Annotated in this window: 13 protein-coding genes; 7 read left to right on the top strand and 6 right to left on the bottom strand. The window is 66.3% G+C overall.

Annotated elements, in window-relative coordinates; all coding sequences use genetic code 11:
* A partial coding sequence (locus tag A5636_RS21310; protein ID WP_065160623.1) for a hypothetical protein occupies positions 1–369 on the top strand: 369 nt, incomplete at its 5' end.
* Positions 370–372: 3 nt separating this feature from the next.
* Here A5636_RS21310 and A5636_RS21305 read toward each other — a convergent pair.
* Positions 373–891: a helix-turn-helix domain-containing protein gene (locus A5636_RS21305; RefSeq protein ID WP_065160622.1), complete on the bottom strand. Its 519-nt coding sequence runs from the start codon at positions 889–891 to the stop codon at positions 373–375.
* Positions 892–943: 52 nt separating this feature from the next.
* Between A5636_RS21305 and A5636_RS21300 the strand changes: the two genes are divergently transcribed.
* Together A5636_RS21300 and A5636_RS21295 are read left to right on the top strand one after the other, a co-directional pair.
* Positions 944–1,729: an aldolase gene (locus A5636_RS21300; protein WP_065160621.1), complete on the top strand. Its 786-nt coding sequence runs from the start codon at positions 944–946 to the stop codon at positions 1,727–1,729.
* Positions 1,730–1,740: 11 nt separating this feature from the next.
* Positions 1,741–2,622 (top strand): dihydrodipicolinate synthase family protein, encoded by an 882-nt coding sequence (locus A5636_RS21295; protein ID WP_172827284.1) that lies wholly within the window; start codon positions 1,741–1,743, stop codon positions 2,620–2,622.
* A gap of 5 nt (positions 2,623–2,627) precedes the next feature.
* Here the strand turns inward: A5636_RS21295 and ypfJ are convergent, their stop codons facing one another.
* Genes ypfJ through A5636_RS21280 form a run of 3 tightly spaced genes read right to left on the bottom strand, consistent with a single transcriptional unit; the run spans position 2,628 to position 4,913 of the window.
* Positions 2,628–3,512 (bottom strand): KPN_02809 family neutral zinc metallopeptidase, encoded by an 885-nt coding sequence (gene ypfJ, locus A5636_RS21290; RefSeq protein WP_065160620.1) that lies wholly within the window; start codon positions 3,510–3,512, stop codon positions 2,628–2,630.
* Entirely contained in the window at positions 3,509–4,012 is a 504-nt protein-coding gene (locus A5636_RS21285) for an SRPBCC family protein (protein WP_065160619.1), read from the bottom strand. The genes ypfJ and A5636_RS21285 overlap by 4 nt, the downstream gene beginning before the upstream one ends.
* Before the next feature lie 10 nt (positions 4,013–4,022).
* A complete protein-coding gene (locus tag A5636_RS21280) occupies positions 4,023–4,913 on the bottom strand; it encodes an oxidoreductase (RefSeq protein ID WP_081287917.1) in 891 nt (296 codons plus the stop codon).
* 61 nt (positions 4,914–4,974) lie between these two features.
* On the opposite strand from A5636_RS21280, the gene aspS reads away from it, so the two are divergent.
* Positions 4,975–6,780 (top strand): aspartate--tRNA ligase, encoded by a 1,806-nt coding sequence (gene aspS / locus A5636_RS21275; protein ID WP_172827285.1) that lies wholly within the window; start codon positions 4,975–4,977, stop codon positions 6,778–6,780.
* Between the two features lie 57 nt (positions 6,781–6,837).
* Positions 6,838–7,890 (top strand): FUSC family protein, encoded by a 1,053-nt coding sequence (locus A5636_RS21270; RefSeq protein ID WP_065160617.1) that lies wholly within the window; start codon positions 6,838–6,840, stop codon positions 7,888–7,890.
* Here the strand turns inward: A5636_RS21270 and A5636_RS21265 are convergent.
* On the bottom strand, positions 7,858–8,283 hold the full coding sequence (locus tag A5636_RS21265; protein ID WP_065160616.1) for an MmcQ/YjbR family DNA-binding protein: 426 nt from the start codon (positions 8,281–8,283) through the stop codon (positions 7,858–7,860). The two genes, A5636_RS21270 and A5636_RS21265, sit on opposite strands and share 33 nt — an antisense overlap.
* Positions 8,284–8,384: 101 nt before the next feature.
* Positions 8,385–9,635: an esterase/lipase family protein gene (locus A5636_RS21260; RefSeq protein WP_065160615.1), complete on the bottom strand. Its 1,251-nt coding sequence runs from the start codon at positions 9,633–9,635 to the stop codon at positions 8,385–8,387.
* Positions 9,636–9,784: 149 nt separating this feature from the next.
* Here A5636_RS21260 and A5636_RS21255 point away from each other — a divergent pair, with 149 nt between their 5' ends.
* Both A5636_RS21255 and A5636_RS21250 read left to right on the top strand, forming a co-directional pair.
* Positions 9,785–10,705: a transglutaminase family protein gene (locus A5636_RS21255; RefSeq protein WP_253900661.1), complete on the top strand. Its 921-nt coding sequence runs from the start codon at positions 9,785–9,787 to the stop codon at positions 10,703–10,705.
* Positions 10,698–11,741: a zinc-binding metallopeptidase family protein gene (locus A5636_RS21250; protein WP_065160613.1), complete on the top strand. Its 1,044-nt coding sequence runs from the start codon at positions 10,698–10,700 to the stop codon at positions 11,739–11,741. Before A5636_RS21255 ends, A5636_RS21250 begins: the two co-directional genes overlap by 8 nt.
* Positions 11,742–11,856 lie beyond the last annotated feature (115 nt).

Genomic DNA, 11,856 nt, shown 5'->3' with positions numbered 1-11,856 from the left:
CCCGCGACCGCGCATGCGGACCCCGCCGGTCACCAGGTGACCTACACGATCTCCAGCACCGGCAATCTCACCGGCAGTGTGCGGTACATGAACAGTGATCCGCCCAGCCAGGGAGCGTTCGACGCCAACTCGTCCCAGTTCATGAACACAGTGCCGACGACGTTCAGCGCCGGAGAGCCACTGGTCTACAACGCCACCTTGGCTGATGCGAATCAGTGGGCATTCGTCGCCGCCAGCGGGTCGTGCCGGTGGCCGGACTGCAGTTCGGGCGGGATTGCCGAACTGCAGTGCCAGATCGCCGTCGACGGCCAGGTAGTGGTGACGCAGAAGGCCACCACCGCCGTGACGTGTTCGACTCGACCCTGGTAAGGCTTAGCCGGGTTCGTCGTGCGTGATGACGAGCACCTCGGCCGGGCCAGTGCCCACGGTCCTGAGCTTGTGGCTGACTGACGCGTCGAAGTAGGCGCTGTCACCGGTGTCCAGCGTGATGGTCTGGTCGCCGTAGTCCAGTTGCACCGTTCCGGCGTGCACAAAGACAAACTCTTGGCCGGCATGTTCCACATGGGTGTCGTCGGATCGCGCGGAGGCGGGCCGAACCATGAACGGCGACATGGACTTTGCCAACAAGGTCGATCCCAGCGCCCGGTAGCGGTGCTCGGTGCCGTCTGCGGCACGGTCAATGGTGATCTTCTCCGCGGCGGCGCCGTCGGAGAACAGCCGCCCGACGTCGACATCGAGTGCTCGCGCGACTTTGAGCGCTACGGCGATCGACGGGATGCTGTACCCGCGCTCGATCTTGGACAGGTAGCTCTTGGTCAAGCCGGTCTGTTCGGCGAGACTCTCCAGGGTGAGGCCGCGTTGCCTGCGGACCGCCCGCAGCAGTGCCGTCATCGACCGATCCTCTCTGATGACACAAAGTTTCCTATTGGGTACAGTGTGTCACATGGCGACGACCTTCACCGATTCCAAATCCGAGCTGATGCGACGGGCCCAGGATCGGTTGACGGCCCAGGAAGTCGAATTAGGACTGACCACCCGGCAGAAGCTGGCGCTGACCTGTCGGGCTCTCTTCGATGCGGGGCACGATTCCGGGCTGGCCGGGCAGATCACCGCGCGCGCCGAGGAGGCCGGCACTTACTACACCCAGCGGTTGGGGCTCGGCTTCGACGAGATCACCGAGGATAACCTGCTGCTGGTCGACGAGGACCTCAACGTGCTGCACGGCGAAGGAATGGCCAACCCCGCCAACCGTTTTCACAGCTGGATATACCGCGCGCGGCCCGACGTGCAATGCATCGTGCACACCCATCCATTCCATGTCGCGGCGCTGTCGATGCTCGAGGTGCCGCTGATCGTCTCGCACATGGACACCACTCCGCTCTACGACGACTGCGCGTTTCTACCCAACTGGCCTGGGGTGCCGGTCGGCAACGAGGAGGGCGAGATCATCACCGCCGCACTCGGTGACAAAAAGGCCGCGCTGCTTGCGCACCACGGTCAGGTTGTCGCCGGCGCCAGCATCGAGGAGGCCTGTTCGTTGGCAGTGCTGATCGAGCGGGCGGCGAAACTGCAACTGACCGCGATGGCCGCCGGCCAGGTCAAGGAGCTTCCAGAGGAATTGGCTCGCGAAGCACACGACTGGACGTTGACGCCCGCGCGCAGCCGGGCCAACTTCGCGTACTTCGCGCGCCGTGCCTTGCGGCACCACCCCGACGCCATCAATCAGTGAGGAGCTTGTCCGTGTCCGCAGCACCGAACATTTACGGCATCATCGCCTACCCGGTCACACCGTTTTCCTCCGACGGCATCGACACCGAACGCCTGACCGCCCTCGTCGAGCGACTGGTGTCCTCCGGGGTCCATGGAATCGCGCCGCTGGGCAGCACCGGTGAGCTCGCCTACCTCGAAGAGGCCGAGTTCGACACGGTCGTCGACACCACCATCGCCGCCGTCAACGGGCGGGTGCCGGTCGTGGTCGGGGTGTCAGATGTCACCACTGCCAGGACGATTCGGCGCGCCCAGTATGCGCAGCAAGCGGGTGCGGATGCCGTGATGGTCCTGCCGGTGTCCTACTGGAAGCTCACCGACCGGGAAATTGCCCAGCACTACCGCAGCATCGGCCAGTCCATCGGCATCCCGATGATGGCCTACAACAACCCGGCAACCAGCGGCGTGGACATGAGTCCCGAGTTGCTGGTCACGATGTTCGGCGAGATCGACAACCTCACCATGGTCAAGGAATCCACCGGTGACCTGAACCGGATGCGCCGCATCGCCGAACTCAGCGAGGGGCAGCTGCCGTTCTACAACGGCAGCAACCCGTTGGTACTGGACGCATTGAAGGTCGGCGCCTCCGGATGGTGCACGGCCGCACCGAATTTGCGGCCCAAACCGTGCATCGATCTGTATGAGGCGGTGCGCGCCGGCGATCTGGAAAAAGCCCAGATCCATTACGACGATCTCAAGCCGTTGTTGCAGTTCATCGTCGCGGGTGGGCTGCCGACGACGGTGAAGGCAGGTCTGGATCTGCTGGGCGTGCCGGTCGGGGAACCCCGACGGCCGCTGCTGCCGCTCGACGAGCAGGGGCGTGGCGAGCTGAAGGACTTACTGAGGGCCGCCTGAACCGGCTAGCCCAGATTGTTGGTCTTGAACGTGTCGCACTTGTTCGGATCGCCGCTCTGATAGCCGGTGGTGAACCACTTCTGCCGCTGCGCCGACGAGCCGTGCGTCCAGGATTCGGGGTTGGTGCGGCCGTTGACCTGTTCCTGTATCCGGTCGTCGCCGACCGAAGCCGCCGCCGACAGGGCATCTTCAATGTCCTTGTCACTCAGCGGTTCCAGGAATGGCGCGCCGGTGCTCTCTTGTCGCACGGTGGAGGCGTAGTGGGCCCACACCCCGGCGTAGCAATCCGCTTGTAGCTCCGTGCGCACCCCGTTGCCCAGCGCTCCCTGCGCACCCGATTGCGCGCGGCCCAAGACCCCGAGCAGATTCTGCACGTGGTGCCCATATTCGTGGGCGACCACGTACTCCTCGGCGAAAGGCCCTCCGCTGGAACCGAATTTGGTGACGAGCACCTGGAAGAAATCGGTGTCGAAATAGGCAGTCTTGTCCACCGGGCAGTAGAACGGTCCGACGTCGCTGCTGGCCGGGCCGCATCCGGTGCTGACCGAGCCGCTGAACAACCGCAGATGCGGACGGGTATAGCGGTCGGGCATCAGTTGCTTCCACACCGCGTCCAGTGAGTTGCTGGTGGCGACCACGCGGCACTGTACGTACTTGTTGGCGTCGGCCCCGGTTTTGCACCGGTTCAGGTCGAAACCAGGTGCTACGTCTTCGCGGGTGTCCAGCGGCTGCTGGCTGACCACCCCGCCCGGGTCGACGCCGAGCAGCATGGCGACCACCACCAGCAGCAAACCGCCGACGCCGCCGCCGATGGCCATCCGTCCCATGCCGCCGCCGCCGGACGACGACGCTGCGCTGGTGTCGATCTGCATACCCTCGTTGAAGGTCATTGCATGCTCCCCGTTCTGAACCGAATGTCGGTATACCCGCGCAGATTGCGCAGGAATCGTCGCAGGGCGACGTTGAGCAGCGGGCCGAACAGCACCATGCCCAGCCGGCCGCCGCGCGCCGGCTTCTGGGCCATGGTCCAGGTGAGCCGACACCCACCCGGGATGACCTCGACCCGGTAATCTTCGGCGAACGCGGCGACCGCCCGCGTCGAGCATTCGTTGAACCGAAACGCCATGTGCGTGAACGGTTCCCAGGCGATGAACTCTTCGTCGCCGACGATTCCGCCGCGCATTTCGACGATGCGGGTGGTGCCGATGCCGCGCGGTTCGGGACTGGTCCAGGTCACCTTGGTGATGACCTTCGCCCAGCGCGGCCACGACGCGGCGTCGGCGAGTACCTCGAACAACTGCTCGGGGGTGATGGCGAGGTCGACGCTGTTGCGAAACCGGAAGGGCGCGTTCTCGATGAAGCTCAGGTCGACACGCTCGCACGGGTGCATGGGCAAGACCCTAACCGGGGCCGTCGCTCGCCGCGGCCAGTAGCGGCACCAGCACGTCGCTGATCGGGGTGGCCAGACCGTGGACACGCGCCTTGCGGACGATGACGCCGTTGCGTAGGTCCCATTCCAGCCGGCGGTGGGCTTCCCGGTCGGTCAGGATCGAGGTGGTCATGTCTTCGGGTGCCGACCGGAACAGGTTGACCAGGTCCTCGATCACGCCGTCGTCCAGACAGGCGCCCTCGGCGCGCGCGACCGTCAGGCATTCGGCGACGTAGCGCCGGGACAACGGGGCGACGTCTTCGCGCCTGAACATCCCCGAGCGCCGCCCGGACAGCGCCATGAAGCCAGCGAGCGCATTCACCACGAGTTTGCGCCACGTCACGGTGGTGAAGTCCGGGTCGCAGTCCACTATGCATCCGGCGGCGCCCAGCAACTCGGCCAGCGCCTCGGCTGCCGGTCCGGTGGGCAGTTTCAGGACAGCGGAGCCGCGCAGTCGCACCCAGCCCTGCGGTTGGGTCTCGGCGGAGAACCACACGCTGGCCGGGATGACCGTCGAAGACGGACACAGCGGTTGCACCTGCTCGACCTGTTCGACCCCGTTCTGCAAGACGGCCACCAGAGTGTGTTCGTCGCACAACCGCGCCAGCCAGCCGCCGGCCTGCTCGTTCTGGGTTGCTTTGACGGCCAGGATCAGCACGTCGACCGGGCCGGCGACCTCGGCGGGATCGGTGTGGACGGGCCCTGGGACCACGATGGGATCGCCGTCGTCGGGACGCAGTTCGATGCCGTCGCGGGGCCGGTGGCCGCACAATTGCACCCGGTTGCCGGCGGCGTGCAGCAGCGCGGCGATGGTCGTGCCGACGGCACCGGGACCGACGAGAGCGGTGTTTGTTGTGTGCATGGCGATGCAGCCAACGTACTGGGTCCGAACCGGCCCTTTAGACTGAGCAGTCGTTCTCACCCTGGGTAAAGGAGTATTTGTGCTGCGCAGCCACGCCGCAGGTTCGCTACGCGATGGCGATGCCGGGCAGCAGGTGACGTTGGCCGGTTGGGTGGCGCGCCGTCGCGACCACGGCGGGGTCATCTTCATCGATCTGCGCGACGCGTCCGGTGTCGCCCAGGTGGTGTTCCGGGAAGGTCTCGAAGAAGGACAGGTGCTGGCCCAGGCGCACCGGCTGCGCGCGGAGTTCTGTGTGGCCGTCACCGGCGTCGTCGAAGTCCGCCCGGAGGGCAATGCCAACCCGGAGATCGCGACCGGTGACATCGAGGTCAACGCCACCACGCTGACCGTGCTGGGGGAATGCGCGCCGCTGCCATTCCAGCTCGACGAGCCCGCCGGCGAGGAGTTACGGCTGAAGTACCGCTACCTGGACCTGCGTCGCGAGGGCCCCGGTGCGGCCATCCGGTTGCGCTCCAAGGTGAATGCCGCCGCCCGCGAGGTGCTGGCCCGGCACGATTTCGTCGAGATCGAGACGCCGACGATCACCCGCTCGACCCCGGAAGGCGCCCGCGACTTCCTGGTCCCGGCTCGGCTGCGGCCCGGCACGTTCTACGCGTTGCCGCAGAGCCCGCAATTGTTCAAGCAGCTGCTGATGGTCGCCGGGATGGAGCGCTACTACCAGATCGCGCGCTGCTACCGCGACGAGGATTTCCGTGCCGACCGCCAGCCCGAATTCACCCAGCTCGACATGGAGCTCAGCTTCGTCGACGTCGAGGACGTCATCGCCATCTCTGAGGAGATCCTGTCCGCGCTCTGGGCGTTGATCGGATACCAAATCCCCACGCCCATTCCGCGGATGACCTACGCCGACGCGATGCGCCGGTTCGGCTCCGACAAACCCGACCTGCGGTTCGGTCTCGAACTGATGGAATGCACAGAGTTCTTCTCCGACACCACGTTCCGGGTGTTCCAGGCGCCCTACGTAGGGGCTGTGGTGATGCCCGGTGGGGCCTCGCAGCCGCGGCGCACGCTGGACGGCTGGCAGGAATGGGCCAAACAGCGCGGGCACCGCGGGTTGGCCTACGTGCTGGTCGGCGAGGACGGCACCCTGGCCGGTCCGGTCGCCAAGAACCTGTCCGACGCCGAACGCGAGGGTTTGGCCGCGCACGTCGGCGCGAGCCCGGGGGACTGCATCTTCTTCTCGGCCGGCCCGGTCAAGGCGTCCAGGGCACTGCTGGGTGCGGCCCGCGTCGAGATCGCCAACCGGCTCGGCCTGATCGACCCGGCCGCGTGGGCGTTCGTGTGGGTGGTTGACCCGCCCCTGTTCGAGCCCGCCGACGATGCGACGGCGGCAGGCGACGTGGCTGTCGGCTCCGGGGCCTGGACCGCGGTGCACCACGCCTTCACGTCACCCAAGAAAGAGTTCCACGACAACATCGAGTCCGATCCCGGCGGTGCGCTCGCCGACGCCTACGACATCGTGTGCAACGGCAACGAGATCGGTGGCGGGTCCATCCGTATCCACCGCCGCGACATCCAGGAACGGGTGTTCGCGGTGATGGGTCTGGACAGGGCCGAGGCCGAGGAGAAGTTCGGATTCCTGTTGGAGGCCTTCACCTTCGGCGCTCCGCCGCACGGCGGAATCGCGTTCGGCTGGGACCGGATCAACGCGCTGCTGGCCGGGTTCGACTCGATCCGTGAGGTGATCGCATTCCCCAAAACCGGCGGCGGTGTCGACCCGCTCACCGACGCGCCCGCACCGATCACCGCTCAGCAGCGCAAGGAGTCCGGCATAGACGCCAAACCCAAAGCGGCTGACGGGGCGTGACTCAACTACCCGTGATCGCCTTCGGCCGGTGAGCCACCGGCCCGATTAGATGGGGTTATGAGCACTTCGCTGCGCAAGCGGGTTACCGACGGGGCCGGGGCCGCCGCTCATCGGCTGCGCAGTGCGCTGTGGCCGATCGCGCAGACCTCGGCGGCGGCCGGACTGGCCTGGTATCTCACCCACGACGTGCTGCACCACCCTCAGCCGTTCTTCGCGCCCATATCCGCGGTGGTGTGCATGTCGGCGTCGAACGTGCTGCGTGCTCGCCGCGCCGGGCAGATGATCATCGGAGTCACCCTGGGGATCGTGTTGGGCGCTGCCGTGCAGTCGGTGATCGGCACCGACGGGCTGGGTTTCACGGTGGCGGTCTTCGTGGCGCTGAGCGTCGCGGTGCTGATCGGCACCGGATTCATCGCTCAGGGCGGGATGTTCGTCAATCAGACCGCAGTGTCGGCGACCCTGGTGTTGGCTTTCGCGCACAGCACCGGGATGGTGGGTGAGCGCCTTTTCGACGTGCTGGTCGGCGGCGGGCTGGCGCTGGTGTTCAGCATTCTGCTGTTTCCCGCCAATCCGCTGACCCTGCTGGCCGGCGCACGGGCGGGGGTGATGAGGGCGCTGCACGACACGCTGGTCGCGATCACCAGCGTGCTGAGCAATCCGGAGCAGGTCGCCACGGACTGGCCGCTGAGCTGCGTAGACCAGCTGCACAACCAGTTGGGTGGGCTCATCGAGGCCCGCAGCACCGCCAAGCTGATTGTGCGCAGGGCGCCGACACGGATAGCAATGCGCCGCACCATCCACGCCGTCGACTATCAGGCCGCCCGGTTGGGCCTGCTCGCGAGCGCCGTCTTGCAGCTGGCCCGGACCATCACACCACCGGTGCGGCCCTGGCTGGTGGAGCCGCTGCAGGCCGCGGTCGGTGAGCTCGCCCAGGCGACGTCGGCCGCGGATACCGACGAGGCGACGGCGTGCGCCCATACCGCCGTCGCCCGCCGCCACGCCGACGAGTTGGAGAAGGCGGCGCGGAACGCGACCGAAGTGGTGCTCGCGGAAATCGTCCGGACCTGCATCGACGACCTACAGGCGGTCGTCGATTGTCCCCGGAGCTAACGGTCGCGGCGACTGCTCGAGGAACTCCTTGACCAGCCGTTTCGGCGCCTGTGCCAGCCAGGCCTCGGTGATCAGCTCCCGTAGGTCGGCTGCGTCGATCTCGGCCAGCCGGACCAGCACCGCTGCATAGCCGTCGAAGTGTGGGGTGGTGAAGTACACGTCCGGATCGTCGGCGACCAGGGCCAGCTTGACGCCCTCGTCGGGCACTCGGACGCCCAGGATGTCGCCGCTGGGCGGCTCGATCCCTGCTTGGGTCAGTGCCTCGCGGTCGGATCCGCGCAGCGGCCGCTCCCACGCCATCAGCTTCTTGCCGACCCGCCAGTCACGCGGCGCGTGCTCGGTGGTCAACGGCAGCTGAGCGACGATATTGGCGACGTCGTCCCAGGTGGCCACCTATAAATTGTGCGCGTGACCGTCCGTTTTCGGTACGTCTATCTGGGAACTACGCGTATCTGGGAACTACGCGTATCTGGGAACTACGCAGTATCACGGAACTACCCAGCGACTTGCGGGGATTGCCCGGCTGCGGGTGCCGTGTCGAGCCACTCCAGCAGCTTGTCGTAGACCCGCGGGTGGTTGAGCAGGTCGAAGTGGGTGAGACCGGTCAGGGTCAGCCCGTGGGCGGCGTCGAACGGGACGCTGCGGACGCGGCCGCGACCGGCCGCGCTCTTGGGGCGCACCAGGTGGTCGCCGACCAGCAGGCCGAGCACGCGCGGCGCGGCCGTGGTGGAGACGAAGTGGTAGACCGCGTCGGGCAGGAAGGGCACCTCGTTGCAGCGATCCCGCAGCACCTCGTCCGGGTCGCAGTCGCGCCAGTCCTCGTCCAGCAGCGCGCCGTATCGCAGGTCCTTGACGCCGGCACTGCGGGTGTTGAGAAACCGCGCTACACCCCGGGTCTCGGGTAGTCGCGCCAACGCCCAGGCGGCGAGGTTGACGCCCTTTTCCAGGTCGGCGCCCAAGTGCGGCGACCCCAGGCACACCACATGCCGGACCGCGCGAGTCCAGGCGTGCTCCCGCTCGAGCCCGTAATGGCAGGCGCTGCGCGAGACCAGTCCACCCATCGAATGTCCGACCAGGACGAGTTCCTGCACCGGTGTCGGCCACAGCGTGTGCAACCGGTCGAGCAGGTCCGCCAGCTCCTGACCGTTCTGCGAGATGTGGAAACCGCTGTTATAGCGCAGGTAGATCGGGGTGTAACCGAGGTCCTTGCGCAGCCGTTTGCCGTACGGGCGCAGCGACTCACCGGTGCGCGGGCTGCGCCACCAGGACCGTTCGGTCATGCACCAGCCGTGGACGAAGACGGCGATCCGTCCGGTGGCCTTCGGGAAAGCGGTCGCCAGCGAGTCGGCGGTGAGCGGCACGGGCTGTCCCTTGCGGCGGATCTGCATGCTGAGCGCGAAATCGTTGTTCCGGTTGGCCAGCTCGTCGCCGTAGATGCCGTTGACGGCGGCGATCGCTCCAGCCACCCGCGGATGTGCCTGCACGGTGTCGTCATCGTCGTTGCTCACCGTGGCGGCGGCCAGGGCGCCGGCGCCGTACAGGGACCCGCGGATCGCGCCGTCGACCAGCGTGTAGATGCCGGATGCGGCGGTGTTGTGGATCAGCTTCACCGGCTTGGCTGCCGGCCCGACGGACTTGAAGACGCGGCCGGCGATACCGTGATGCACATCCCGCACCAACGTGGTGAGTACCCGGGTGCCCTCGCCCGCCAAGTCAGCTAACGATCGAATTTCGTGTCCCTGCACTGACCGACTCCTTTCTGCTTTCAGTAAACAAGTGTTCCCGTTTTCCCTGTCGATGTTGCATCCGGGGCGCACAAATGCAAAGAAACAGCTAGAAACGACCCCGCGTGGGCGCGGCGTCGGCCGCCATCCAGCCGCAGTAGATTTGGTCGGTGGATTCCGCGGATACCAAGCGCTACCGGGTCACGCACCGCACTGAGTACCGCTACTCCGACGTCGTGACCAGCTCCTATGGCCGAGGATTCCTCACCCCGCGCGACTCGCTGCGGCAGAAGTGCCTCGCGCACCAGCTGATCATCGACCCGGCTCCGGCGGACAGCTCCACCAGTCGCGACAGCTACGGCAACGTCAGTTCGTACTTCCACGTCACCGAACCGCACCGCACCCTGACGATCACCAGCGACTCCATCGTCGATGTCGTCGTGCAGGCATCTGACCTCTACAGCCGCGGGGCGGCCCTGCGTAGCTGGGAGGAAGCCCGGCCCGCGGGCATCCAAGGGGCGCTGGCCGTCGACTTCACCCTCGATCTCATGCCACCGGAGATCACCGACGAGGTGCGTGAGTACGCCGCACCCAGTTTCGAGCCCGGACGACCGCTGGTGGATGTGTTGCGCGACCTCTCGTCACGCATCTTCCATGACTTTGCCTACCGCTCGGGATCCACGACGGTGTCGACTCGCGTCAGCGAGGTTCTCACGGCCCGGGAAGGGGTATGTCAAGACTTCGCGAGGCTGGCGATCGCCTGCCTGCGCGCCCACGGTTTGGCGGCTTGCTACGTATCCGGGTATCTGGCAACCAATCCTCCGCCGGGAAAGGATCGGATGATAGGCATTGACGCCACCCATGCGTGGGCATCGGTGTGGACGCCGCAGCGGCCGGGTCAGTTCGAGTGGCTGGGCATGGACCCCACCAACGATGCACTGGTCGACGAGCGCTACATCGTGGTCGGGCGTGGTCGCGACTACGCCGATGTGCCGCCGCTGCGCGGCATCATCTACACCAACTCCCAGCGCAGCGTGATCGACGTCGGCGTCGACGTCGTCCCATTCGAAGGTGATGTGCTCCATGCGTGACTTCCACTGCCCGAACTGCGGTCAACGGCTGGCTTTCGAGAATTCCGAATGCCTTTCGTGTGGAAGCGCGCTGGGGTTCTCCCTGGAGAACATGACGCTGATGGTGATCGCAAAGCGCGACGAGGACAGCGACCACGCCGGTGCTGTACCCGCCGAGGAATACCAATTGTGCGCCAATCTGTATCTGGCGGAATGCAATTGGATCGTCCCGGTCAATCACCCAGGCGGCCTGTGCGCGTCGTGCTCGCTGACGATCGAACGACCCCACGACGGTGACACGCTCGGCCTGGCGGAGTTCGCGCGCGCCGAAGCAGCCAAGCGGCGTTTGGTCGCCGAGCTCAACGAGTTGAAGTTGCCGATCATCGGCCGGGACGAGGATCCGGATTACGGATTGGCCTTCCGGCTGTTGTCCAGTGCGCACGAAAAGGTGATCACCGGCCACCAAAACGGGGTGATCACATTGGATCTCGCCGAGGGCGACGACGTGCACCGCGAGCAACTCCGAGTGGAAATGGAGGAGCCGTACCGGACATTGCTCGGGCACTTCCGTCACGAAGTCGGGCACTACTACTTCTACCGGCTGGTCTCGCCGTCGCAGGAATACCTGGAGCGGTTCAACGACTTGTTCGGCGACCCCGACGCCGACTACCAGGCGGCGCTCGACCGCCACTACAGCGAAGGCGCGCCCGAGGGTTGGCAGGAGACCTTTGTCTCGTCGTATGCGACGATGCACGCCGCCGAGGACTGGGCCGAAACCTTCGCGCACTACCTGCACATCCGGGACACTCTGGACACCTCGGCCTCTTGCGGCCTGGCGCCGGCCGCGGCGACCTTCGACCGTCCGCCGGTGGGCCCCAGCGCTTTTCCCACCATCATCGAGATGTGGCTGCCGTTGTCGTGGTCGCTGAACATGGTGAACAGGTCCATGGGGCGCGACGACCTGTACCCGTTCGTGTTGCCGCCCGCGGTGCTGGACAAGATGCAGTTCGTCCACACCGTAATCGAGGAGATCACCGCCGGGGCCAACGCGGCCTGAGAACAATTCAGGCCGGATTGCCTACTCCTACGCCCGCGGTCGCGGGCTGAGAGGAGTAGGGCTCCGGCCTGAGCCCTACGACGATGCAGCCCGCGACCGCGGGCTGAGAGGAGTA

The organism is Mycobacterium asiaticum (assembly GCF_001673315.1).
Lineage (GTDB): Bacteria > Actinomycetota > Actinomycetes > Mycobacteriales > Mycobacteriaceae > Mycobacterium > Mycobacterium asiaticum_B.
The sequence above is the reverse complement of the archived record's forward strand: the minus strand, read 5'-3'. Positions and strand labels throughout refer to the sequence as shown.